The organism is Kaistella montana, assembly GCF_024436175.1.
Lineage (GTDB): Bacteria > Bacteroidota > Bacteroidia > Flavobacteriales > Weeksellaceae > Kaistella > Kaistella montana.
Genome location: NZ_JANFQP010000001.1, coordinates 1294232 through 1317536 on the forward strand (window position 1 = coordinate 1294232; position 23305 = coordinate 1317536).

Here is a 23305-nt window from a genome sequence, read left to right on the forward strand (position 1 = left end):
AATTAATGACGAGAACAATCAGATTTTTGGAAAAATAATTCAGTCTTTTCTAATCATTGAATGATTATGGGTATAAATTAGACTAAATTTTTATTTGTAATAACTTAAAGTAAAATTTAAATTTTAATCATATCTAATTAATTTTCAAATGTTAAAATTAAATTTATCTAAAGTTAAACTTGAAATAAAAAATTTAAAGGTAAAAATCGTAAAATTTTCATGAATTTTCAGAGCAAGAAAAAATCACAATGAAAAAATGATGAAAAATTTCATCAATAATTCTTCTTTGCAACTCCTAAAAAATAGAATATCTTTGTTCAATGGATTTACATTATTTGGTTCGCGAACCACAAAACTTGAATTCGAAAACTCCACTTTTAATTTTACTTCACGGCTACGGAAGCAACGAAGAAGATCTATTTTCTTTTGTTCCTACTCTACCCGAAGATTGGTTGGTGGTAAGTTTTCGTGCGCCAATGAATTCGCAATATGAAGGCTATTCTTGGTACGACATCGATTTGATGAACACGGAAAACCGAATCGATATTCCGCAAGCCAAAGAATCTTTGAACGGGATTTTAGAAAATATTTTAAAAATCGGCAATCATTACGGTTTAACCGATAACGAAACTCATTTGTGCGGATTTTCGCAAGGAGGAATCTTATCATATGCTTTAGCCCTAGAAAACCCTCAATTGTTCTCTAAAGTGGCTTGTATGAGCTGTTATCCGGAAGAAAAACTCATGGAAAACATGGTGAAGGACAAAAAGAAACTAGAAAGGTTGAGATTTTTCATCTCTCACGGAACCGAAGATGCCGTAATTCCGTTGGAATGGGGTCGAAAAGCAGCTGATTTGTTGTACGATTTAAGCTGTTATTTCTCTTTCCGAGAATACATGAGTGGACACGGCGTGAACCAGAAAAACTACATGGATTTAATGGATTTCTTTAAAAAATAATGAAAAGCTGGCTGTTTCTGATTTGCGTTTCGGTACAATTTTCAGCTCAAATTACTTTAAAAGTTACCGAAATTCCTGAAAACACTCCGAAAAATGCAACCATTTACGTTGCTGGAAATTTTAATGGCTGGAACCCTAATTCTACTCCATTAATTTCCGATGGAAAAGGAAATCAAACAGTTACAATTCCCGAAGGAAATGGCTTAATTGAATACAAATTCACCCGCGGAAACTGGAATACCGCCGAAGGAAATGCTTCCGGAAATCCAATTTCTAACCGAAATTCTGTATTCACGGGAAAACCACAAACCATCGAAACGCAGATTCTTTCTTGGGAAAAAGCCACCGAAAAAGTGAGTACTGCAGCCAAAAACGTTCACTTGATCAGTAATTCATTTCTCATTCCAGAACTCGGAAGAACCCGAAAAATCTGGATTTATCTTCCTCCGGATTACGAAACCAGCAAGAAAAAATATCCTGTAATTTACATGCAAGACGGGCAAAATCTTTTCGACAATGCTACTTCGTTTTCAGGAGAATGGGAAATCGACGAAACCCTGAACCAGCTTTTCGCAGAAGGCGATTACGGCGCTATCGTTGTTGGAATTGACAACGGTGATAGTCATCGAATTGACGAATACACTCCATGGAAAAACCCAGAATACGGAGGCGGCGAAGGAGATTTGTACGCAGATTTTTTAGCAAAAACTTTGAAACCGTTTATCGACAGTCATTACAGAACCAAAACCGGAAAAAAGCACAACGCATTGATCGGAAGTTCTTTAGGAGCATTAATTTCCAATTATGCTGGAATAAAATATCATAATGTTTTTTCCAAAATCGGTTCTTTCAGTCCTGCTTATTGGATTGTAAATCAGGAATTTAACAATTACGTCAAGGATTCTAATATGAATTTATCTGCAACGCGAATCTATTTCGTTACCGGTTCCCGAGAAAGCAAGACCATGACAAAAGATCTGGAAACTGTGAAAAATAATCTGCAGAAGAAAGGTCTGAAACCCGGAAATACCTTTGTAAAAGTAGATTCCTACGGTCAACATAATGAAAATTACTGGAAAGGAGAATTTAGAGAGGCTTACAGATGGCTTTTTAAAACATCAAAACTAAAAAGCAAAAAAAAATAGAAACATCCAACAAAAAACTCAGTAATCTCCGCTTATTTCTATGGTTCAATCACTGTAGAATTTTTCACTTCTTTGATCATAAAAGAACTTTGAGTACTCGCAATATGCTGTAAATTCGTAAGTTTTCCTACCATAAATTCACGATATTCCTGAATGTCTCGAACACAAATTTTGAGGATATAATCGTAGTCTCCAGATACGTGAAAACATTCTAAAACTTCCGGAAACTGTGTGATTTCTTTTTCAAATTGGGAAATGTACTCCTTTTTGTGCTGAATAAGTTTTACATGACACAACACCACGAAGCTTTTCAGTATTTTTTCGTTGTTGAGCAATGCAACATATCGCGCAATGATTTTCTGTTTCTCTAATTTTTTAATCCGTTCGAAAACCGCAGTAACCGATAAATCTAGTTCCAGAGCGAGCTGTTTGGTTGTTTTTTTCGCATCAGTTTGGAGCAGAATCAGCAATTTTTTATCTTTAGAATCCAACATTAATAGAATTATTTTCGGTGAGTCTTATTATTATTCATCAAATATAAATTTAAATTCTATGATTTACCATTAAAATAAATTTATTTTCTAAATTTCATCTTATTCATTGTTTTTAAATCAGATAATAAAGATTTTTAAACAAAAAAATCATGGAAAAATTTAATGCAGCAAACAATATTCAGGATTTGCAATATTTCGGAGAATTTGGAGGAGTAAACCCTTCGATTTCCGACAGTTCCACCTACACTTTTCTCTCAGCGAAAACCATGTTCGACACCTTCGAAGGCAATACCGAAGGTTGCTATCTTTATTCGAGACATTCCTCACCAAGCAACCTTTATCTTGGTCAAGCTTTAGCACAAATGGAAGGAACGGAAAGCGCAAACGTAACCGCATCGGGAATGGGTGCGATTACCTCTACCCTGCTTCAGCTTTGTAAAAGCGGCGACCATATCATTTCGAGCCGTACGATCTATGGCGGAACTTATGCATTTATGAAAAACTTTCTGCCGGGCTTTCAAATAAACACTTCTTTTGTAGACATCACGGATTTAGATAAAGTTGAAAGCGCCATTACCAAAAATACAAAAGTGCTATTCTGCGAAACCGTAAGCAATCCGCTTCTGGAAATTGCCGACCTTCAAGCGTTGGCAAAATTGGCAAAAAAATACCAACTGAAACTCGTAGTTGACAATACCTTTTCGCCGCTCTCAATAGCTCCTATTCAGCTTGGCGCCGATATCGTCATCCATAGTTTAACTAAATTTATCAACGGAAGCAGCGATGCAGTTGCCGGTGTAGTTTGCGCCACTTCTTCATTCATCAATGATTTGAAAGATGTAAATTCCGGAGCGTGTATGTTATTAGGACCGACTTTAGACAGTTTGCGAGCATCCAGTATTCTGAAAAATCTTCGAACACTACACATTCGAATTAAAAAACATAGTGAAAATGCTCAATATTTGGCAGAAAGATTCGAGAAAGACGGCTTAATTGTGAAATATCCAGGTCTAGAAAGTCATAAACAACACGAACTTTTCAAAAAAATGATGAATGAAGAGTATGGTTTCGGTGGTTTGCTCACTTTAGACGTAAAAACAGTAGAAAAAGCCAACGAATTAATGGAATTGATGCAACAGGAAAATCTGGGCTACCTCGCAGTAAGTCTTGGGTTTTATAAAACGTTGTTCTCCGCCTCTGGAAGCTCTACCTCCTCAGAAATCCCCGAAGCAGAGCAAAAAGAAATGGGACTTTCACCAGGTTTGATTAGAATGTCAGTTGGTTTAGATCATGACATTCAGAGAACCTATGAAAAAATGAAAAAATGCATGCAGCAAATAGGCATTTTGTAATTGAGTTTTCTAAAAAAATCCGCCTCACAACTGAGGCGGATTTTTTATTATTTAATCAAATGAATTCGGATGCAATTCTTTGATTTCATCAACTGTATCAAGGACTTTATTTTTCAAATAATGCTGATATTTTTGCAATTTTATGGCGATTGTTTCATCAGCGGTTCCAATAATTTTTGCAGCTAAAATTCCAGCATTTGCAGCTCCGTTCAAGGCAACTGTAGCCACAGGAATCCCCGATGGCATCTGCAAAATTGATAAAACAGAATCCCAACCATCAATAGAATTTGACGACAAAATTGGCACTCCAATTACCGGCAAAGTGGTACAACTCGCAACCATTCCGGGCAAATGCGCCGCTCCTCCTGCTCCAGCAATAATTACTTTCAAACCACGATCTTTGGCAGATTTTGCATATTCGAACATTCTCTCGGGCGTTCTGTGAGCCGAAACCACCGTTAATTCATAAGGAATTTCAAGAGATTTCAAAAAATCTGCTGCTTGTTGCATCACCGGCAAATCGCTTTTGCTGCCCATTATAATTCCTACCATTTTTCTCGATTTTTATTGGAATTCCAAAGATAAAGATTTAATCCGAAAAAATTAACATAAGAATGCTCTAAAACTTACGCTGAGAACTTATTCTAGAAGCTTTCCAACCGCAAATTTTTCTATTTTTGTAGTGGATTTTTTCAAACCATTTCGTTCATGTTCACCAAAATCATTAAAACTTATCAAGCGGCATTCAGCGGTTTAAGCAAAGAAAGTTGGATTCTTTCTTTCGTCATGCTCATCAACAGAATGGGCACGATGGCTGCGGTTTTTATGAGCGTTTATGTTACCAGAATTTTAGGAAAAAGCTTGGCCGATGCCGGTTTAGTAATTACGTTATTTGGTGTAGGAGCGGTTTTCGGAGCTTTATCCGGCGGATTTTTCATTAAAAAAATCGGTTTTCGGGCAGTACAAATTTTGACGAGCATCATCAGTGGCGCGTTGTTCATTTTCTTTGCTAAAATCTCCGATTTCCAATTGTTGTGTTTAGTTTCGATACTCATCGGGTTTTTCAGCGAAGCTTTTCGTCCGGCAAATTTCACGGCGATTGCCTATTATTCTAAACCAGAAATGATGACCAAATCCTATTCACTGAACCGTTTTGCGGTGAATTTAGGAATGGGATTAGGAACTGCTGTTGGCGGAATTTTAGCGTCTATCGATTATCATTTGCTATTTTATGTGGAAGGTTCCACGTATATTTTGGTCGGAATTTTAATTATGATTCTTCTCCCAAAAATCTCGAAAACAATTAAAAAGAAAGAGAAAAACAAAGAAATCAAGTCAAAATCGCCTTGGAAAGACACTTTGTATCTGAAATTTCTTTTCCTAATTCTCATTTATATTTCGAGTTTTCTAGTGGTTTTCAAATTGGTTCCCGTTTATTGGAAAGACATTCAGCATATCGACGAATCTTTAATTGGAAGTATTTTGGGCCTTAACGGAATCATTATTGCGATTTTTGAGATGGTTTTGGTGCAACATCTTCAAACCAGAAACAAAGACATTAAGTACATTTATGTCGGCATTTTCATTGCTGCGATTAGTTTTGCATTAATCCTTTTTCCCGTTTTTTCGGTTTTGATTTCAGCTATTCTTGCCATTATTTTCCTTACGATCAGTGAAATGTTGGCTTTACCTTTCATCAATGCTTTTGTGGTGAACCGTGCCGGTGAAGAATCGCGCGCGAGCTACGCTTCGGCTTATACTTTCGTGTGGTCGCTTTCCGGAATTATTGCTCCTGCAGGTGGCGCTTATATTGCCGATCTTTTCAGCTATAATGCTTTGTGGATCGTATTAATTCTGCTTTGTTTGATTTCAGCTTTAGGTATAAAAACCCTTTCCAAAAAAGAAAAATCCTCATTTAAAAATGAGGAAATTTAGTTATGCAATCACTCTTACCAAGGATTTGATGTGAGTGAGTTTTTCTAAAAGTTCTTCTCTAGAATTGGCCAAAACATTGATGTGACCCATTTTTCGGCCGGGTTTTGTTTCGTTTTTTCCGTAAAGATGAATGTAAGTTTGTGGCAATTTCAACACTTCATCTAAGCCTTCATATTGCACTTTTCCGGTGAAATTTTCCTCCCCAACCAAATTAAGCATTCCCGAAAAACCAAAATTCGTAGTATCAGCTAAAGGTAAATTTTTCACCACTCGATAAAACTGTTCAAACTGAGAATTTGCGTTTCCTTCCTGACTTTGATGGCCGGAATTATGCAGTCTCGGTGCGGTTTCATTCACCCAAACTTTTCCATTTTTATCTAAAAAAAGTTCGATGGCAAACAATCCGGGTGAAGCAATTGCTTTCGTAAATCGGTTTGCAATTTCGATAATTTGAGCTTCAACTTCAGCAGAAATCGCAGCGGGACAAATGTTGAAATCCAAAAGATTGAGTTTCGGATCGGCCACCATTTCGGTCACCGGAAAAGTTTGGCTTTCCCCCGATTCGTTGATTCCGATGATCACCGACAATTCTTTATCAATGTCCACCAAATGCTCCAAAACCGACGGAACATCCCACATTTTTGCCAAATCTTCTTCTGTTTTAATGATTTGCACGCCTTTTCCATCGTAACCGCCAGTATTCATTTTTTGAACAAACGGAAGCGGAAAATTTCTTTCCGAAGCATTTTGAATCACCTGAAATTCCGGACTTGGAATTTCATTTTCGAGATAAAACGATTTCTGAAGTATTTTTTGTTGAATAATTTTGATACTTTCAGAATTCGGAACCACTTTGACACCTTGTTTTTCAAGAGTTTGCAAAGCTTCCACATTAACATGTTCAATTTCGATGGTTACAACATCTTTGTCTTTTCCGAAAGCCAAAACCTTATCAAAATCATTAAAATCTCCTTTTGTAAAATGTGAAATTGTAGCACAAGAACATTCAGGATTTGGATCCAAAACATAGAATTCATCGTCGTATTTCAACGCTTCCTGAATAAACATTCGGCCCAATTGACCGCCTCCTAAAATTCCGATTTTCATTTTTATAGATTCAATTTTATTTAAAAATAATTTATTTCGATTTAATTCATTTCATAAAATTCCAGCGGCAAATCGTCGGGATCTTGGGTAAAAAAGAATTTTTTATCGGTAAATTCATCCACCCGAATTTCCTCGCAAATCAATCCTTTTGAAACCAATTCGTCTCGTTTTTCTTCTACATTTCCAACTGCGAAAGCCAAATGTCTCAAACCGCAACTTTCCGGCCGCGAAGGTCTTTTTGGCGGATTTGGGAAAGAAAACAATTCAATAACGTATTGATTTTCAATTCCAAGATCTAGTTTATATGAATCCCGCTCGGAACGATAAACTTCTCGTAAAATTTGAAGTCCTAAAATTTCAGTGTAGAATTTTTTGGAAATTTCGTAATTCGAACAAATAATCGCGATGTGATGAATGTGCATTTTTTTACTTTTTTATTTCCAAATTTTTCAAAATTGCTTGCGATTTTAGTTCGGTTTCGCGCCACTCTTTTTCAGGCGAACTATCCGCAGTAATTCCACCGCCAACATAGATTAAAGCAGCGTTTTTGAAAAATTCTGCACAACGTAAATTCACAAAATATTCAATATTTTCTAAAGTTTCAACTTGGATATAACCAGCGTACAATTTTCGCGGATGTGACTCAAAATTTCCAATTGCATCTTGGCACAAATCCTTCGGAATTCCGCACACAGCCGGCGTTGGATGAAGTTCTGCGATGAGATTTTCCAATTCGACTTTTTCAATTTTAGCTTTAAAATCGGTTCTTAAATGCTTGATATTTCCGGAAATATGATCGTAAGTTTCCGATTCTTCAACTTCTGATGCGAAGTTTTTAAGAATATTTTTAATAAAAAGGGTGACCGGTTTTTGCTCTTCCAACTCTTTTGAAGTCCAAGATTCTTCGACACGAAGCGTTCCGGCGAGACTCATGGTTTCAAATTCGGAAGTTTTTTTGTTGAATTTTCCGAGAACTTCCGAAAAAGCGCCGATCCAACATTGCTCATCTTTAATGAAAAAATAAACGAATGCGTTTGGATAAGATTTGCATAAATTCAGAAAAGTTTGTTTCAAATCAACCGAAAAATGATCAAAACTCACTAGTTTTCTTCTGGAAATTACCAGTTTAGAAAGCTGATTTTCTTTAATAAAATCAATTATATTTTCGAGTTTTTGCTGATATTCAGTTTGATTCTCTTCCTGAAAATCAATTAATTCGCCTGATAAATTTGAATTAAAAAAATTCAAATTTTGAAAATCAGCCAACGAAATTTCCTTTATATCTCCATCAAAATCAATTCTTTCCGATTGATCAAAAGAATGAAAAGAAACATTTTGTGACGCAGAATTTTGCTCAGTAGTCCACAAAGTTTCGGAGAAAGGAAATCTAAAAAAAACCATATCTACTGCGGTCTTGGGATGATATTGTTGGTCATGGTGGTATGATTAATCAACACCCCTTTTTCGTCGCGAATTTCGATTTCAGAAACTTGCATTGTATTTCCTTTTCTGATGAATCGCGCTGTTCCAGTTACGGTTCCTTCTTTTTTACTTCTCAAATGATTCGAATTGATGTTGGTTCCCACAGGAACTACTTTTTCGGTATCGACGTGTAAAACTGAAAGGCAAGATCCCAAAGTTTCGGCCAAAACGCAACTCGCACCGCCATGTAAAATTCCGAAAGGTTGATGAACTTTTGGCGTAACCGGCATCGTCGCAGTGAGGGTTTCATCGGTAACATCGGTGAAAATAATCCCCAAAGTTTTCCCTAAATTTTCGCCACCCCAGTTATTTAATCGATGTAATATTTCGTTTTTTTTGCTGTCTTCCATATTTAATTTTTCAAATTAATAGATTTTCGGATTCCATTTTTCAGGATATTTCGGCGTGATATTTTTGTAATAATCTTCCATTTCCTGCATGATGTCTTCAAAAGTTCGGGTTTCCAAATCTTCTACAGAAATTTTGTAGCCAAGATGAATTTCTTTGTGCTTGAAATCGCCTGCAGCAACCACAATTGGAACTTTCGCAGCAATCGCCATGTGATAAAAACCTTTGCGCCATTTCGGCACCCAACTTCTAGTTCCTTCCGGAGTAATCACAAGGCTGAAATCTTCTTTTTTGAACTCATTTGCAACGAAATTCACCAAATCATTTTTCTGTGAACGATCGATTCCAATTCCGCCCAAAGCTTTTACAATAAAGCCATACCAAGCTTTAGTATGTGCATCTTTGATGATGATTTTCAATGGTTTGTCGAGTGCCCAATAAGCCAAATTTCCCAAAAGATATTCGGCGTTGGAAGTATGCGGAGCCACTACGAGAATACAGCGGTTGAGATTATCGACATCGCCTTCCAGAACGATTTTCCAGCCGATGAGTTTCAGGATCAGTTTTCCGAGGAATTTTTTCATTTTGTAGTATTTAAACAAAAAAGTATAACCAGATGTATTGGTTATACTTTACAAATATATTGAATTAATATTCTTAACTAAAATAAACTGCTGACGAAATCGATGATTTTGATTGCGATTTCAATAACGAACTGTACCATGATTTGCTGTTGTTTAAATGTTAATAGTGATTGATGAAAATTAACTGCACGAAATTAAGATTTATTTTAATAAAATCACAAATATCGATGTTAAATTTTATTAAATTTACTAATTAGAGGAACAAGCGAAAAGCAGATTTTTTTGTGATAAAAGCCTCCGCTTTTGCTTATCCACTCTCATTATTTGGTTTTAATGGAAATTTCTTTTTTTCCGTCTTTGATGGAAATGTTCACATCCTGAAGTTTATCGAAATTTACTTTCATAGAATCGATCACCTTGTCAGCTTCTACTTTTGGCATTTTCTTTCCGTTGATGATTACGCTGTCTTCATCATTAGAATTATACTGGATCGTAGAACCGTTGATTTTGATTTTATCTTTTTCGATCACCACACCATTGTCGTCGTCTTCGTTATCATTTCCGTCGCCATCAAGGTCGCCATCGAGGTTTACGCCGTCTTCTTTTAGTTTGAAAACTTTTGTCGACATCGGAACTACCAATTCATAATTCACATTATAATCGCGGAAACGGTGTGCGTAAGGATATTTCACAAAATTTGGTAAAAGGATTTTGTTGTTTTCAATTTCCACCGGAACATTCATTTGAATCGGAACATTGTAGCCTTTTCCTTCTTTTTTAATGATTAAATATGGCGCTTTCACATCCGCTTTTCGGGTTACATTCACGTAAGGATAATCTTCTTCAAACACTTCTTTTTTGTCGGAATAAATATCGTCGTCATATCCGATGAAGTTTTGCGGAATCACCACCTGTTTTACATCGACATATAAGCTGTCGGAAGTCGTATTGATTGCTACGTTTTCAGTATCTTCTTTATGACCTTTATAAATCATATCTTTTTTCGCCATGTTGATTCCGAAATAAGTTCCGAATGCCAAAAGGATCAAAAATAAAGCTCCGACTACATATCCTACGTTTCTTAATTGGGTTTTTGGTGAAATTAATTTAATCGAAAGCAAGCTGAACAATAATGCAGGAATCAGGGTTCCAATCAGCATCATTCCGTATAAAACATTGCTCATTCCATCGTCTTCAAAGAGGAAATTGAATTCTCTCATCGGCGAAAAATCTGTGGCCCCACCGAATAATCCGAAGATGAAAAACGCGCCAATGATACAAGCAACTGCCATGAAAGCGAAAATACTTCCTAAAATATAACGGAACACGTTCCATAAACCGCTTCCTGCATTGTTGATATAAGGTTTATTTTCGTTGTAAATCTCGCCTACTCTTTGGGTAGATTCGTTTGCAAACTGCACCAATTTGTTGGATTCATTTTTTAAATTATCAAAGTTCATCGGCTTTCCCTTCATTTTCAAAAAATCCGTTGCAGTTTCCGCTTTTGGCAAAACGATCCAAAGGATTACATAAATTAAAATGATTAATGAAGTAGAAATTGCTGCAGTGAAGACTCCTAAAATTGCGATTCCAAGCCAAATTGCGCGCATCGCACTGATATCCATTCCAACATAATGAGCCAAACCTGCACAAACTCCAGCGATTTTTTGTTTCTCCGGGTCACGGAAAAGTTGTTTTTGCCCGTTAGTTCCGGTAGATTTATTTTCATTTCTGGAAGTTTTTTCAGAAAAGTAAGCTTCTTCTTGCTCTTCGATTTGCTCAGGTTTTCCGATTTGCGAGATTACTTTTTCCACATCAGCATCGTTAATCACTTCGCGTTTTCCTAAAGTATCTTTGAAGATTTCCACCATTCTGATTTCGATATCGTGCATTACCTCATCTGCTTCGTTGGCATCCAAAGAGCTGCGAAGTGCTGATAAATAATCGCTTAATTTAATATATGCGTGTTCCTCAATGGTGAAAGAGAAACCGGCGAGTCCTATTGAGAGTGTCTTGTTCATGGTATTAAGTATTTGGTTGGAACGCGCTTTCAGGTGCGCCCGTCGGATTATTGTTTTTAGTAATTTGGTTTACAGATTCGGTCAGTTCATTCCAAGTATTGAGTAGTTCCGCGAGAAAAAGTTTGCCTTTTTCGGTAATCTGATAGTATTTTCTTGGTGGTCCGCCGGTAGATTCTTCCCATCGGTACGAGAGGAATTCGCCGTTTTTCAATCTTGTTAGCAGAGGGTAAAGGGTACCTTCCACCACATCCAGTTTTCCTTTTTTGAGTTCATCAATCAAGTCGGAAACGTACATTTCTTTTCGATCGATGAGGCTCAAAATACAGAATTCCAGAATTCCTTTTCGCATTTGCGCTTTGGTGTTTTCTGTGTTCATATTATTTGAGGTTATTAATTGGTTTTTTTTGTAAAAATCATTCAGAACTTCTATTCAGAATCTCATTCTTACAATGCAAAGATATAAAATAAGTTTAGTAATATGCAATACAAAGTAGTGAAATTTTTAAAAATATTTTCTGTAAAAATTTAATAAACTTCAAAAATCACTTTAATGATGGGCTTTCTCATGATATTATTAATTGAAAATAAATTAAAAAAATCCGCTTCATTGCTGAAACGGATTGGATTTTACTAGAGAAATACAAATAATATAATGTCAAAACTGTTTAAATACTCATTTCATTAAAAAAAAATAACGACTAAATAAAGAATCTCTACAAATTGATGTCATTCTAAACAATTACATTTGCAACGATAAATTTTGTACTTATGAAACAATTAATAAAAAATTATTCGGGAATTATTCTTCTAATCATCGGAATTACTGCCGGAAGTTTTATCGGAATTTTCTTTCCAAAAGCTGTTGATTACCTTAAACCACTTGGCGATATTTTCCTTAATTTATTGTTTGTAAGTGTAGTTCCGCTGGTTTTTTTCGCGGTTTCCAATTCCATCGCATCGCTCGAGGAGCAATCGAAATTTGGAAAAATTATTTTCTCAATGATTTTTACATTTCTACTGTTCATCATTATTGCAGCGCTTTTTACAATTTGCGCGGTTTATTTTTTCCCAACTGAAGCATTGCCTTCTACTTCCAAAGAAATCCTGGAAACCGGCAACGATTCAACTTGGGGCGACCGAATTGTGAGTTTCTTCACGGTTGGCGAATTCAACGAACTTTTTTCAAGAAAAAACATGCTTGCTTTATTGATTTTTGCATTTCTCACAGGAACTGCAGCCCGAAAAACCGGCGAAGCAGGAAAACATTTCACCTTTTTTCTCGCTTCCGGTTACGAAGTGATGAAAGAACTTTTATTATTAGTAATGAAGGCTGCTCCGATTGGTTTAGGCGCATATTTCGCTTATCAGGTTGCGACGGTCGGACCTCAACTTTTCGGATTTTATGCTAAACCGCTTGGTTTGTATTACGCAGCCGGTGTGGTTTATTTTCTTGTATTTTTCTCGATTTATGCGTTCGCAGCAAAAGGAAAAGATGGCGTAAAAATATTCTGGAAAAACAATATTTACCCGAGTTTAACAGCAATTTCCACTTGCAGTAGTTTTGCTACAATGCCCGCAAATCTTCAGGCAGCCGCAAGAATTGGCGTTCCCGATGCCATCGCCAATATTGTAATTCCGATTGGAAGTACTTTGCACAAAAACGGTTCGTCGATGTCTTCCATTATTAAAATTTATGTGGCATTTCTCATCATCGGGCGTGATTTTTTCGATCCGATGAATTTGCTTTTGGCTTTAGGAATCACGATTTTCGTGAGCATTGTTGCAGGCGGAATCCCGAATGGTGGCTACATCGGCGAAATGCTGATGATTTCGGTGTACCAACTTCCCGTGGAAGCCATTCCGGCGGTGATGATTATCGGAACTTTGGTTGATCCGTTGGCTACCGTTCTCAATTCTACCGGAGACACTGTTGCCGCAATGTTTGTCACCAAAATTTCCGGAGAAAAATTTCAAGAACCAAAGGAATTTGCGGTTTAAATTAAAAATTCAATAAGAAAATAGATATTCTCATTTTAAAAATCTAAAAAAAAATACGCATATTTGAAATACAATAAATATTCAAAAATTTACCAATAACCATTTCTTTATGAAAAAAAATTATTTTTTGTGTGCGCTATTCATTCTTTCTTTAATAAGTTGTGATTTCATCAATGATTCAATGACTTATAAAGATAAAACCAAAAATTTTGTTGAAGCATTGATGAGCAAAGATTACGATAATTGTATTAACATGATGGCGATGAATCATGAATCAGCAAAAAACACAAATATTGATTCTTTAAAACTCGGTTTAGAACAATTTAGAGCTTTGATAGGAAGTAATTTTGGAGATAAAAATTTTGAATATTCATTAATGAAATCTGAAAAAAAACGTTCTACCATAAAAAGTGAAAATACTCCTCCTAATACAACTCTTGCTCTTGTTGAATTTTCAAATGAAAAAGACCTTGGTGTATTTCAAGTTTTATTTGATGATAAATCAAAAAAAATACTCAATATCAACACGCTTGAAATAAAAAAGCCCAAACCTAATATGACACTCTTTTGGTTATTTGGTATTTTCCCTATAATTGTTTTGGCTTTTAATATTTATGTCATCACCCAAATCAAAAAAAGTAATTTGACGAAAAAGTGGTTAAAATATATCGCTGTAATTGTTCTGAATGTTCCCGCAATCTCTTATGCCGCAGTAGATGGCATTTCATTTAAACTACTGAATTTTCAAATATTATTTGGAGTCGGATTTTCAATGATGGGATATTTAGATTCTGTTTGGACATTTGGAATTCCTTTAGGTGGAATTTATTGGCTATATAAACTTAAACAAAATAAATTATCGCCTACCGATGCAACTGTTTAATAACTAATAACATCAAATTAAAAAGCCGCTTCAACTGAAACGGCTTTTGTCTTTTTCAAACTAAAAATTATTGAAAATCATAAAATCTTGCTCCCAAAGAAAGCGGATTTTCGGTTTCGATACTTTTTAGTCCAAATCCTTTATAATTCGGATTTACCGATGATTTCAATTGTTTTCGGTGGAGTTTTTCGTAGGTTTCAAAATCAATGGCTTTTCTGTTTTTTAAACTTTCAAAAATGTTCCATTTCTGCACCGCTTCTTTCCAAGATTCCCCTACTTTTCCGGTAAAAACTTTCGCTTTCGAACCGCTTCCGTAGGCTAAAAATCCGATTTTTTGATCTTCTAAATTTTCATTTTCATCGTAGCTCACTTGCATCGCAGAAAGCAAAGCCATGAAAATTGAAGCCGTGTACATATTTCCAACTTCCGAGGAAGCGCGCTGCGAAGGTTCTATTTTTTCATTAATAAATTTCAAATAATCTTCGGATTTCGCAACCGCTTTTTGCTCTTCAGGACTTTGGTAAGAAAGTCCGTTTTCCGAGCTGTAAATTTCGGTAAAAACCCTTTTTCCATGAAACGCATACGGCAAATGAAAAATTAGGTAACGCCAGTTTTCATAAGGTTTTTCGATTCCTGTTTGTTCTTTGTAATGTTCGTAAGCTTCGCGAATTCTGTCCTGATAACATTGGTTGGAATATTGTCCATCGAAAACCGGTTCATCGGTAAAAATCTCGATTTTATCGGGCATAAATTCTGTTGCTGAACTTAAATCGGATTTTAAAGCATTTCTTCTTGGTTTAAAAAAGTCGAAAACGCTTTCTGTAGCAACTCCGTAAGTATTTTCAATCTCTAAAAGTCGAGGATTATCGGACAAAAGAAGCGCCACCGCACCACCGCCTTGAGTATATTCTCCGGAACTTGCCAATTCGTATTTTGCATAATCGGAAGCGATAACAACTGCTTTTTTTCCGGGATTTGCTCTGCAAAAATCAATGCAATTTTGCAACGCATCCACCGCGCCTACACAAGCGAAAGTCATATCAACCACATCACAATTTTTGAAACAACGTTTTCCGAAATCTTTTTCCAAAACAGTTTCTACCATTTGCATCGCGAAGGTTGCGGTTGGTTTTGCTGCATCGATCGCACTTTCAGTTCCAAGGTAAATTCGGGAAATATCTTTCGGGTTGAGTTGATTATCTTTAATGAGTTTTAGCAAAGCTTCAGCTGCGAAAGTTGCAGCATCTTCGTGGACATCCGGAAAAGCCATTTTATGTAAACCGAGTCCTTTCTCGAGTTTTGCGGGTTCAATATTTCTTTTTTCTGCTAAATCCTTGATTTCCAAATAAAGGGAAGGAACGTGGAAGCTTGCCGCCTCAATACCATAAATCATACTGCTTAATTTTTAAACAAATTTCTGAAAAATATCTTCCACTGAAAAATAAAAAAGCCAGAACTATAAGCTCCGGCAAAAAAATTATGGGTAAAATAGGAATTATTTGTATGCTTCAATCGTTTTATTGAGCGCATCAACTTGTTGATTGATGGTTGGGCTTGAAGGATTTGCTTTTAAAACATTCATTTTTTTGGCAAGACCATCTTTCAAGATTTGCACAATCATCATTTTCGCTTGAGGATTCTGACCGATTTGGCTTTTCACTTGAGTTAAAACCTTAGTCAAATTCTGAGTTGCTTTTAAATTATCGGAACTCATAATCCAGTTAAATCCATCTTCGGCTGCTGCTCCCAATTCCGGATTCTGAAATTTAAGGAACGGGTAGAAAGCAGCTGTAGAAGCAATTGCAGGCATTTGTTTCTCGATTTTGTTTTTCACGATCACCGGTAAAAGTTCAGCAATTAAATCATCACTTGCACCTTCCAAATCGATTTTTTCAGCTAAAGAAGCCACTTTCGCAGGATCGATTACTGAAATTCCGCTGAGCGAACTTCCTTTTACAGAATTGGAAACTGCATTCATTCCTTTTTCGAAAAGTGGAAGATATTTTTTGTCTTTTGTTTTTGCTAAAGCTGAAATCGCAGCACTTTGAACCAAAGTTTTCGGGTTGTTGGAAGCCATTTTTTCCACTTCCGAAAGCGCAGCTTTTGCTTGGTCAGGTTTTGAAAGATCTAATCCGCTCAATGCTTTCATTCTAATTCTGAAGTTGGAATCTTTCAACGCAGCCACCAAAGTTTTTAGCGAAGCCGGGTTTACTCCTTTATTTTCCACGGCATTTTCTACTGCTTTATATCTGCTCAAAAATTCTTTAGAGTTGGAATATTGCGTAAAATATTGTTCCGGGGTTTTGGTTTCGGTAAATTCTGCCAACAAAATTCCATCTGCATTAATGTTTACAAAATCAGGATTTTTGGAAACTTGGAAAGTGAAATCGTTCTTTTCTTTCGCCGAAACCCAAACATTTTTTCGGGTTGGTTTTCCGTTTTCATACACATCAATCGCCAATGGAAACTGAAAATTTTCACCCAATTGATTTTGGTTAATCGTAATCGTCACCATTTTTTTCACTGGTTCAAACGATGTAGTGTAAGAAATTTTCGGATGGTTACTTCCGTAATACCACTGATTGAAGAACCAATTGAGATCTTTCCCGGAAACTTTTTCCAATGAAAGTCGAAGTTGTTGCGCTTCTCCGGTTCCGTATTCATTGGTTTTTAAATAATCATTTAATCCCGCAAAAAACGCATCATCACCCAAATAATTTCTGAGCATGTGAAGAATTGAGCCTCCTTTGTTGTAAGAAACTCCGTCGAACATATCTTCTCGCGAATGATAATCGAATCTCACCAAATCTTTGGAAACATTAGATGGATCGCGGAAATAGCCTTCAGCAGCTTTCATCAAAGTATAATCGGCGAAATCTTTTCCGTATTTGTATTCATTCCAAAGATATTCGGAATAATTGGCGAAAGATTCATTAACAGTAAGATTGCTCCAGCTTTCGGCAGTGACCAAATCGCCAAACCAATGGTGGAAAAGCTCGTGAGAAATCACATCTTCCCATTTATTTTCATCGATTAAATCGCCAGGTTTTTGTTGTGCAGATTCTTGATGAAGCACCGCTGTAGTGTTTTCCATCGCTCCGGAAACATAATCTCGGGCGGTAATTTGCGAATATTTAGACCAAGGATAATCGTAATTCAGTTTTTTCGAAAAGAATTCGATCATTTCCGGCGTATTTCCAAAAATTTGTTTTGCGTACGGTTCGTATTCTTTTTCTACGTAATAATCAACCGGAATATTTCTCCATTTATCCTTTACCACAGCGTAATCGCCAACTCCCATGAAGAATAAATACGGGGCGTGTTTTTTGTCCATCACCCAATGATCGGTGCGCAATCCGTTGCTTTCTTTAGTGGAAGATTTCATCAACCCGTTGGATAAAGTCACGTATTTATCGGGAACGGTCATGTAGATTTCCTGAGTGGTTTTTTGGTTCGGTTTATCGATGGTTGGGAACCAAGCTGAGCTGGCTTCCGTTTCGCCTTGAGTCCAGATTTGTGTAGGTTTGTCGGCATCTTTTCCTTGCGCATTCACGAAGTAAAGTCCTTTTGCATCGCTAATTGCGGCGCTTCCTTTTTGGGTAACTTCGTTCGGACGAGCCGTATATTTGATGTAAACGGTGTAATCCTGATTTCGGTTATAGGTTTTGTCTAAATTAATTTTTAGAATATCGTTTTGATAATCGTATTTCAAAGGCGTTTTCGAACCGTTTTTATCCAAAGCTACTTCGTGAATCAACATTGCTTTCGCATCCAAAACTAAAGAATCAGACGGGTAAAAATATGGACTTGCGGTCAACCATTCTTCGCCGTTCATTTGCTCTTTTGCATAATCGAAATTCACTTTCAATTTCGTATGTTTCAGTTCGGTCGATTTGGTGTGGGTTTGTTGATAGACTTTTGCTCTTCCGGAAGTTTCGGTTTGCGCTATAGCAAAATTTGAATTAAATACCGCAGCCAAAAGCAACACGGAAATGATTACTTTCTTCATATTATTTTTATACTTTTTGATTTATTTTTTAATTTGATGATGATTTCTATTTAAAATACTGTCTAATTTTTCAAAATCATCCCCTTGTCCAAAATTTTCTGTGTTTACAATGGATCCCACAATATGATATTGATGGCAATCGAAACAAATCTTAGCGAAACCAATATTCTTATTATCTTTTTTAAAAACCAAAATATCTCTGAAAATAGGAATACAAGCGAAATCTATTCTTTCCTGTTCAGTTTTTTCAACAAAAATTTTATTTAAATCTTCGAAATTTGCAGGAGCTATCTGATATTTTTTGAAGCCGAACTTATTAAAATCTTTTATAAAATCTATATCAGCAATGGTTTTGGGAAATTCATCATTAAGAATTATATCAGATTTTTGCTGAGAAAGTCTAGTAGAATTTTCATCCATTAATTTCATTGCATCTTCTTCGCTAATTTCTATGGAATAATAATCTACTTCGTCAAAATCAAAAAACTTTTGGCCATATTCAACTTTTTTATTTTGCATAGTTAAACTTTGCAGATTTTGATTTGAATCTGTATTTGAAATATTTTCCTTGCAACCAATGATGGTAAAAAAAAATGATAATAAAATAGAATTGAATTTATTCATAAAATTACTTCTTTTTTGGACTCAAAAAAATATCGAAAACATCATTCACGATACTTTCATATTCTCCTTTTTTCAGTTGTTCTTTGCTTTTGGCAAAAGCTTTTTTCAGGTCGCTTTCTGCATTTTCATCATCGATGATTTCTACAGATTTAATGCCTTTAATTTGAAGCAAAAGTTCCGTCAATTTTTCGAAACTGGCGTTTTCATCAAGATGTACTTTTAATGATTTCATTGCGTAATAAGTCTTATAATTTCAGGAAAAGTTACAAAATAAGTGAAGCAGGAAACTTCACTTGATATTATGTTTTAATTATCTTTTAAAATATTTTTGATAATTCTTGGATCTTGTTTGCAATGAAAGAAAAGTTTAATGGCAACTACTTCTTCACTTTTAATTTCATAAAACAATTTCACTTGCTTTTTCCCAATCAATGCGACCTTTATTTGAGGAAAATTTTCTACCGATTGATGTTTAATTATTCCATCGCGGATAGTTTGTTTGAATTTCTTAATATCATTTTTAAGTATTGCTATTTCCCTTTTTGTCCAACGTCTTTTTAGAAAATCATAGATTTCGTTTAATGAAAATATTGCCGTTGAAGTTATCAAAAATTTCATTTCTTATCAAAAATTTGATCTAGCAAATCATCTGTTAATTCTTGATAATTCCCGTTCTTATAATCCCCTTCACTCTGCTCCATCACTTTCCCGAAATATTCGGAATTTTCGATTTCTTCCCAGGAATAGGTTTTATCTTCTTCTGAAACTTGCACGCTTTTGATGCCTTTAATTTGTGTCAAAAGTTTTTTGATGAAAGCCAAATCCGCGTGATCTTCTAATTGAATAGTCAGTTCCATGTTGTTTAAATTTTAATTCAAAGTTAGAAAATTATTTTTTTAAATCACTGAAAAAGAACGAAATAAGAAAATCTAAACCGCAACCGGCGCCTTAATTCCCGGATAAGGTTCGTAATCTTCCAATTTAAAATCTTCAAAATCGAAATCGAAAATATCTTTGATTTCCGGGTTCAATTTCATGTTTGGTAAAGCTTTTGGCGTGCGGGAAAGTTGCTTATGAACTTGCTCAAAATGGTTGTTGTAAATATGCACATCGCCGAAAGTATGCACATAATCGCCCACTTCCAGATCGCAAACTTGTGCAACCATCATCAACAAAAGCGCGTAACTCGCAATATTAAACGGAACTCCGAGGAAAACATCGGCACTTCTTTGGTACAACTGAAGCGACAATTTCCCGTTCGCCACATAAAACTGAAACATCGCGTGACAAGGCGCTAAAGCCATATTTGGGATTTCGGCAACGTTCCAAGCGGAAACGATCAACCTTCTGGAATCGGGATTTTTTTTAATTTGGTCAATCACTTCCGTAATTTGATCAATCACTTTCCCGTTTGCGCCGGTCCAGCTTCGCCATTGCGCACCATAAACCGGACCTAAATTTCCGTTTTCATCGGCCCATTCATCCCAAATGGAAACGCCGTTATCGGTTAAATATTTAATATTGGTATCACCTTTTAGAAACCACAACAATTCATAAATAATCGATTTCAAATGCACTTTTTTTGTCGTTACCAACGGAAAACCTTCGGATAAATCGTAACGCAATTGGTAGCCGAAAACGCTTCTGGTTCCGGTTCCGGTTCGGTCGGTTTTATCGGTTCCTTTGTCTAAAATATGCTGAAGAAGATCTAAATAATTTTGCATTGAAATTAATTTGAGAAGGTGATAATTTGCTAACTTGGAAATTGAATTTCAAAAGAAAAACAATTCTCAAATTTACCAAATTTTTACAATTTTTTGTTGAGTTCCATTCATTGAAAACACTTCATTTTCGGTTTTTCCGTTCATTGCTTTTGCTAATGGACTTTCCGGGGAAATTAAAAATATTTTCTTTTGTTCAAAATTCATCATTCCGAGAGAAACGGCGATGTAAAAAAATCCTTTATCCGTTTCCACCAAACTTCCCAAACCGACGTTCTGATACGGATTTGTGTTGATTGATTTTAAAGAATTTTTCACCCGAATATTTTCATTCAACTGAATTTGCAGATTGTTGATTTCTTGCTGAACCATCTCGCGAGAAGTTTCGTATTTGTCGCCCATCGAACTTTTGGTCTCGTTGTTGGCAGCGCGGGTTTCAGCAATTAAATGTTCTAAATGATCAATTTTTTCTGATAATTTTTGATGAATGATTTTCAGGATTTCAGATTTATTCATCGAAATTTATTTTTCCATTACAGCGTAACCTCCGACTGGCAAATAAAAACTTTTATCCAAAGAAAAATCCTTCACCGGACCTGTAAAAACATTATGAAAAACGCCTGTAGCATTAGGATCATCGATGGTAAAAGAAACATTATCTTTAGAAAAATTCAACACCACCAAAACCTCATCTTTTCCATTTTTTCTTAGGTAAGCCAAAACTTTATCGTCGGCAGAAGTTTTCAGAATTTGCGTTGTTGCTGCATCATCACCGCCTCGAAGTGCAGGATTTTTCGACTTCAGCTCAAGCAACGTTTTATAGAAATTGTGCAATTCATTATTTCCATTCCACGGAATTGGATCTTTCTGGAAAAATTCTAATCTTTTTGTTTTTAAAGGAAGTTCTTGCCCATTATAAATCAACGGAACACCGTTCCAAGTGATGGAAAACACAGCTAAAGGTTGAGCAAAAACGCCATATTTTTCGTATTCGGTTCCGTTCCAAGTATTTTCGTCGTGGTTAGAAGTGAACCAAGCTCTCATCGAACCGTTTCCAATCGCCGAATATTTCCCGAGAAGATCTTTCAAATCGGTAAAAGATGCTTTTCCTTCGTTGAAATCTTTGGTTTTGTGCATCCAGCTCCAAATATAACTAGCGTCGAACACTTTTCCGTAATCAGGGTTGTCCAATTCATCGAATTCGCCGAGCCAGAAAAGTGGTTTCAATTTTTCAACTTCCGGTCTTGCTTGTTGCCAGAAATCCACTTCAACCCAAGATGCTAAATCGCAACGGAACCCATCAATATTGGCTTCACGAACCCAAAATTTCATCGCATCAATCATGGCAAGACGCATTTTTGGATTTTTATAATCGAGTTCGATGATATCGTCCATTCCGGAAGCGATTTGGAAATCGTTTGTTTTTGGATCTTTTAAGTAAAAATCTGGATTGGTTTTCGTCCAAACATGATCCCAACCGGTGTGATTTGCCACCCAATCGATGATAACTTTGAAACCCATTTTGTGCGCTTCATCCACTATGTGTTTGAAATCTTCCATCGTTCCAAATTCCGGATTGATGGCGGTATAATCTTGCGCTGCATACTGACTTCCGAGTGGTCCTTTTTTATTTTTCTGGGCAATCGGAGTAATCGGCATAAACCAAAGCGTTTTCACGCCCATTTCCTTCAATCGCGGCATTTCTTTTTCGAACGCACGGAAAGTTCCTTCCTCAGTATATTGTCTGATATTAACTTCGTAAATATTGGTCGTATGCTTCCATTCGCTTGGCAAATCGTTCATTTTTGTAGATTTTTGGGTAGTACAGGAGATAATTCCTAAACCGATGATGGCTAAAAGGATCAGTTTTTTCATTCTAATGATTTGTAGCAAATGTATTATTTTTAAATGGGAATTCCGAACGAGATTTTGTTAAAAAATAGCATTCAATAACAAAATTTATAATCTCCATTTTGCATCATGAAATTTCACAACTGGGCATAAAAAAACCCCGAAATTTCGGGGTTGTGTATTTTAAATTTCTTCGGAATCATCTTCTTCGAAGAAATCATCGTTGAAATCATCGTCTTCATCATCATCAAAACTTTCGTCTTCATCGGCAAAGTTTCCGGTTGTGAAGTTATCGTCAAAATTTTCAAAATCATCGTCCAACAAAGGAATTGCATTGTTTTTCGTTCCTTTTTTTCCTCCGGATTTGCTTGGAGCTTTTAGTGGCATATTTCCGAAACGGAAAACAGTAATTGGATAGTTTACAGCAGGTTTTTCATCGATAATTTCAACCAATTCGCAGAAAAATTCCCACAAATCCATGAAACCATACTGAAAATGAATTTTGTCGCCCACTTTCTCGAAAGCTTCGTTGATATAAACATCAGACATGATTTCTCCGTCGCCATCATCGCTCATATCTTCCAGTGGAACAGATTTTATGATAGTTCCGTCTTCATCAAGAATATTGAAAAGCGATAAATCTTCGCCCAAAAGAGAGAATGCACTTTTAATTCCCAAATGGAGATTCCAAAGATTCTGCTTATCTTTAATTTCGACGTCTCTGAAAATATCGTCTTTGGTATCTAAAATAATGCGGATTTTATAAACCATTTTTGTTTGAAAGTTTAGGAT

Annotated in this window: 25 protein-coding genes; 6 read left to right on the forward strand and 19 right to left on the reverse strand. The window is 35.9% G+C overall.

Translation table 11 applies throughout. The features are described 5' to 3' along the window. Positions 1 to 320 precede the first annotated feature (320 nt). Positions 321 to 959: an alpha/beta hydrolase gene (locus tag NOV28_RS05910; protein ID WP_255928551.1), complete on the forward strand. Its 639-nt coding sequence runs from the start codon at positions 321 to 323 to the stop codon at positions 957 to 959. Further along, positions 959 to 2104 (forward strand): alpha/beta hydrolase-fold protein, encoded by a 1146-nt coding sequence (locus NOV28_RS05915; RefSeq protein ID WP_255928553.1) that lies wholly within the window; start codon positions 959 to 961, stop codon positions 2102 to 2104. The genes NOV28_RS05910 and NOV28_RS05915 overlap by 1 nt, the downstream gene beginning before the upstream one ends. Positions 2105 to 2142: 38 nt before the next feature. On the opposite strand, the gene NOV28_RS05920 is transcribed toward NOV28_RS05915, so the two are convergent. Next, a complete protein-coding gene (locus NOV28_RS05920; protein ID WP_255928555.1) occupies positions 2143 to 2598 on the reverse strand; it encodes an Lrp/AsnC family transcriptional regulator in 456 nt (151 codons plus the stop codon). 149 nt (positions 2599 to 2747) lie between these two features. Here NOV28_RS05920 and NOV28_RS05925 point away from each other — a divergent pair, with 149 nt between their 5' ends. Beyond that, complete coding sequence (locus NOV28_RS05925) at positions 2748 to 3950, forward strand: aminotransferase class I/II-fold pyridoxal phosphate-dependent enzyme (protein WP_255928557.1); 1203 nt, start codon at positions 2748 to 2750, stop codon at positions 3948 to 3950. Between the two features lie 51 nt (positions 3951 to 4001). Here the strand turns inward: NOV28_RS05925 and purE are convergent, their stop codons facing one another. Further along, positions 4002 to 4502: a 5-(carboxyamino)imidazole ribonucleotide mutase gene (gene purE / locus NOV28_RS05930; RefSeq protein WP_255928559.1), complete on the reverse strand. Its 501-nt coding sequence runs from the start codon at positions 4500 to 4502 to the stop codon at positions 4002 to 4004. Positions 4503 to 4658: 156 nt separating this feature from the next. Between purE and NOV28_RS05935 the strand changes: the two genes are divergently transcribed. Further along, positions 4659 to 5885: an MFS transporter gene (locus tag NOV28_RS05935; protein ID WP_255928561.1), complete on the forward strand. Its 1227-nt coding sequence runs from the start codon at positions 4659 to 4661 to the stop codon at positions 5883 to 5885. Here the strand turns inward: NOV28_RS05935 and NOV28_RS05940 are convergent, their stop codons facing one another. From NOV28_RS05940 to NOV28_RS05970, 7 genes are all read right to left on the reverse strand, one after another. After that, positions 5886 to 6992, reverse strand: coding sequence for a 5-(carboxyamino)imidazole ribonucleotide synthase (locus tag NOV28_RS05940; RefSeq protein WP_255928563.1), 1107 nt, complete (start codon positions 6990 to 6992; stop codon positions 5886 to 5888). It abuts the gene before it with no gap. Between the two features lie 41 nt (positions 6993 to 7033). Further along, positions 7034 to 7414, reverse strand: a complete 381-nt coding sequence (gene gloA2, locus NOV28_RS05945) for an SMU1112c/YaeR family gloxylase I-like metalloprotein (RefSeq protein ID WP_255928565.1) — start codon at positions 7412 to 7414, stop codon at positions 7034 to 7036. 4 nt (positions 7415 to 7418) lie between these two features. After that, positions 7419 to 8393, reverse strand: a complete 975-nt coding sequence (locus tag NOV28_RS05950) for a chorismate-binding protein (RefSeq protein ID WP_255928567.1) — start codon at positions 8391 to 8393, stop codon at positions 7419 to 7421. 2 nt (positions 8394 to 8395) lie between these two features. Next, the gene (locus tag NOV28_RS05955; RefSeq protein WP_255928569.1) at positions 8396 to 8824 is read right to left on the reverse strand and encodes a PaaI family thioesterase; all 429 of its coding nucleotides are present in this window, start codon (positions 8822 to 8824) and stop codon (positions 8396 to 8398) included. A 15-nt stretch (positions 8825 to 8839) separates the two neighbouring features. After that, complete coding sequence (locus tag NOV28_RS05960; protein ID WP_255928571.1) at positions 8840 to 9406, reverse strand: 1-acyl-sn-glycerol-3-phosphate acyltransferase; 567 nt, start codon at positions 9404 to 9406, stop codon at positions 8840 to 8842. A 320-nt stretch (positions 9407 to 9726) separates the two neighbouring features. Continuing rightward, entirely contained in the window at positions 9727 to 11427 is a 1701-nt protein-coding gene (locus tag NOV28_RS05965; protein WP_255928573.1) for a PspC domain-containing protein, read from the reverse strand. 4 nt (positions 11428 to 11431) lie between these two features. Next, on the reverse strand, positions 11432 to 11803 hold the full coding sequence (locus NOV28_RS05970; RefSeq protein WP_255928575.1) for a PadR family transcriptional regulator: 372 nt from the start codon (positions 11801 to 11803) through the stop codon (positions 11432 to 11434). Positions 11804 to 12195: 392 nt separating this feature from the next. On the opposite strand from NOV28_RS05970, the gene NOV28_RS05975 reads away from it, so the two are divergent. Then, entirely contained in the window at positions 12196 to 13425 is a 1230-nt protein-coding gene (locus NOV28_RS05975) for a dicarboxylate/amino acid:cation symporter (RefSeq protein ID WP_255928577.1), read from the forward strand. A 181-nt stretch (positions 13426 to 13606) separates the two neighbouring features. Beyond that, positions 13607 to 14308, forward strand: a complete 702-nt coding sequence (locus NOV28_RS05980) for a hypothetical protein (RefSeq protein ID WP_255928579.1) — start codon at positions 13607 to 13609, stop codon at positions 14306 to 14308. 67 nt (positions 14309 to 14375) lie between these two features. Here the strand turns inward: NOV28_RS05980 and NOV28_RS05985 are convergent, their stop codons facing one another. The 10 genes from NOV28_RS05985 to NOV28_RS06030 form a co-directional block, all read right to left on the reverse strand. Further along, positions 14376 to 15701: a hydroxymethylglutaryl-CoA synthase family protein gene (locus NOV28_RS05985; RefSeq protein ID WP_255928581.1), complete on the reverse strand. Its 1326-nt coding sequence runs from the start codon at positions 15699 to 15701 to the stop codon at positions 14376 to 14378. A gap of 102 nt (positions 15702 to 15803) precedes the next feature. Continuing rightward, on the reverse strand, positions 15804 to 18317 hold the full coding sequence (locus tag NOV28_RS05990; RefSeq protein WP_255928583.1) for a M1 family metallopeptidase: 2514 nt from the start codon (positions 18315 to 18317) through the stop codon (positions 15804 to 15806). A gap of 21 nt (positions 18318 to 18338) precedes the next feature. After that, positions 18339 to 18941 carry a hypothetical protein gene (locus tag NOV28_RS05995; protein ID WP_255928585.1) on the reverse strand — a complete coding sequence of 201 codons (603 nt, stop codon included), beginning with the start codon at positions 18939 to 18941 and terminating at the stop codon, positions 18339 to 18341. 4 nt (positions 18942 to 18945) lie between these two features. Then, a complete protein-coding gene (locus NOV28_RS06000; protein ID WP_255928587.1) occupies positions 18946 to 19173 on the reverse strand; it encodes a hypothetical protein in 228 nt (75 codons plus the stop codon). Positions 19174 to 19247: 74 nt separating this feature from the next. Further along, on the reverse strand, positions 19248 to 19559 hold the full coding sequence (locus NOV28_RS06005; protein WP_255928589.1) for a hypothetical protein: 312 nt from the start codon (positions 19557 to 19559) through the stop codon (positions 19248 to 19250). Then, on the reverse strand, positions 19556 to 19798 hold the full coding sequence (locus NOV28_RS06010) for a hypothetical protein (RefSeq protein WP_255928591.1): 243 nt from the start codon (positions 19796 to 19798) through the stop codon (positions 19556 to 19558). Before NOV28_RS06010 ends, NOV28_RS06005 begins: the two co-directional genes overlap by 4 nt. Positions 19799 to 19870: 72 nt before the next feature. Next, the gene (locus NOV28_RS06015; RefSeq protein ID WP_255928593.1) at positions 19871 to 20665 is read right to left on the reverse strand and encodes a thymidylate synthase; all 795 of its coding nucleotides are present in this window, start codon (positions 20663 to 20665) and stop codon (positions 19871 to 19873) included. A gap of 72 nt (positions 20666 to 20737) precedes the next feature. Next, positions 20738 to 21178, reverse strand: coding sequence for a GreA/GreB family elongation factor (locus NOV28_RS06020; protein WP_255928595.1), 441 nt, complete (start codon positions 21176 to 21178; stop codon positions 20738 to 20740). Between the two features lie 6 nt (positions 21179 to 21184). Continuing rightward, on the reverse strand, positions 21185 to 22537 hold the full coding sequence (locus NOV28_RS06025) for an alpha-amylase family glycosyl hydrolase (protein WP_255928597.1): 1353 nt from the start codon (positions 22535 to 22537) through the stop codon (positions 21185 to 21187). Positions 22538 to 22696: 159 nt separating this feature from the next. Further along, positions 22697 to 23284: an IS1096 element passenger TnpR family protein gene (locus NOV28_RS06030; protein WP_255928599.1), complete on the reverse strand. Its 588-nt coding sequence runs from the start codon at positions 23282 to 23284 to the stop codon at positions 22697 to 22699. Positions 23285 to 23305 lie beyond the last annotated feature (21 nt).

Excerpts from the sequence above, each read along its gene's own strand:
- NOV28_RS05910 (WP_255928551.1), top strand. The coding sequence starts at position 321 with ATGGATTTACATTATTTGGTTCGCGAACCACAAAACTTGAATTCGAAA.
- NOV28_RS05915 (WP_255928553.1), top strand. The coding sequence starts at position 959 with ATGAAAAGCTGGCTGTTTCTGATTTGCGTTTCGGTACAATTTTCAGCT.
- NOV28_RS05920 (WP_255928555.1), bottom strand. The coding sequence starts at position 2,598 with ATGTTGGATTCTAAAGATAAAAAATTGCTGATTCTGCTCCAAACTGAT.
- NOV28_RS05925 (WP_255928557.1), top strand. The coding sequence starts at position 2,748 with ATGGAAAAATTTAATGCAGCAAACAATATTCAGGATTTGCAATATTTC.
- purE (WP_255928559.1), bottom strand. The coding sequence starts at position 4,502 with ATGGTAGGAATTATAATGGGCAGCAAAAGCGATTTGCCGGTGATGCAA.
- NOV28_RS05935 (WP_255928561.1), top strand. The coding sequence starts at position 4,659 with ATGTTCACCAAAATCATTAAAACTTATCAAGCGGCATTCAGCGGTTTA.
- NOV28_RS05940 (WP_255928563.1), bottom strand. The coding sequence starts at position 6,992 with ATGAAAATCGGAATTTTAGGAGGCGGTCAATTGGGCCGAATGTTTATT.
- gloA2 (WP_255928565.1), bottom strand. The coding sequence starts at position 7,414 with ATGCACATTCATCACATCGCGATTATTTGTTCGAATTACGAAATTTCC.
- NOV28_RS05950 (WP_255928567.1), bottom strand. The coding sequence starts at position 8,393 with ATGGTTTTTTTTAGATTTCCTTTCTCCGAAACTTTGTGGACTACTGAG.
- NOV28_RS05955 (WP_255928569.1), bottom strand. The coding sequence starts at position 8,824 with ATGGAAGACAGCAAAAAAAACGAAATATTACATCGATTAAATAACTGG.
- NOV28_RS05960 (WP_255928571.1), bottom strand. The coding sequence starts at position 9,406 with ATGAAAAAATTCCTCGGAAAACTGATCCTGAAACTCATCGGCTGGAAA.
- NOV28_RS05965 (WP_255928573.1), bottom strand. The coding sequence starts at position 11,427 with ATGAACAAGACACTCTCAATAGGACTCGCCGGTTTCTCTTTCACCATT.
- NOV28_RS05970 (WP_255928575.1), bottom strand. The coding sequence starts at position 11,803 with ATGAACACAGAAAACACCAAAGCGCAAATGCGAAAAGGAATTCTGGAA.
- NOV28_RS05975 (WP_255928577.1), top strand. The coding sequence starts at position 12,196 with ATGAAACAATTAATAAAAAATTATTCGGGAATTATTCTTCTAATCATC.
- NOV28_RS05980 (WP_255928579.1), top strand. The coding sequence starts at position 13,607 with ATGACTTATAAAGATAAAACCAAAAATTTTGTTGAAGCATTGATGAGC.
- NOV28_RS05985 (WP_255928581.1), bottom strand. The coding sequence starts at position 15,701 with ATGATTTATGGTATTGAGGCGGCAAGCTTCCACGTTCCTTCCCTTTAT.
- NOV28_RS05990 (WP_255928583.1), bottom strand. The coding sequence starts at position 18,317 with ATGAAGAAAGTAATCATTTCCGTGTTGCTTTTGGCTGCGGTATTTAAT.
- NOV28_RS05995 (WP_255928585.1), bottom strand. The coding sequence starts at position 18,941 with ATGAATAAATTCAATTCTATTTTATTATCATTTTTTTTTACCATCATT.
- NOV28_RS06000 (WP_255928587.1), bottom strand. The coding sequence starts at position 19,173 with ATGAAATCATTAAAAGTACATCTTGATGAAAACGCCAGTTTCGAAAAA.
- NOV28_RS06005 (WP_255928589.1), bottom strand. The coding sequence starts at position 19,559 with ATGAAATTTTTGATAACTTCAACGGCAATATTTTCATTAAACGAAATC.
- NOV28_RS06010 (WP_255928591.1), bottom strand. The coding sequence starts at position 19,798 with ATGGAACTGACTATTCAATTAGAAGATCACGCGGATTTGGCTTTCATC.
- NOV28_RS06015 (WP_255928593.1), bottom strand. The coding sequence starts at position 20,665 with ATGCAAAATTATTTAGATCTTCTTCAGCATATTTTAGACAAAGGAACC.
- NOV28_RS06020 (WP_255928595.1), bottom strand. The coding sequence starts at position 21,178 with ATGAATAAATCTGAAATCCTGAAAATCATTCATCAAAAATTATCAGAA.
- NOV28_RS06025 (WP_255928597.1), bottom strand. The coding sequence starts at position 22,537 with ATGAAAAAACTGATCCTTTTAGCCATCATCGGTTTAGGAATTATCTCC.
- NOV28_RS06030 (WP_255928599.1), bottom strand. The coding sequence starts at position 23,284 with ATGGTTTATAAAATCCGCATTATTTTAGATACCAAAGACGATATTTTC.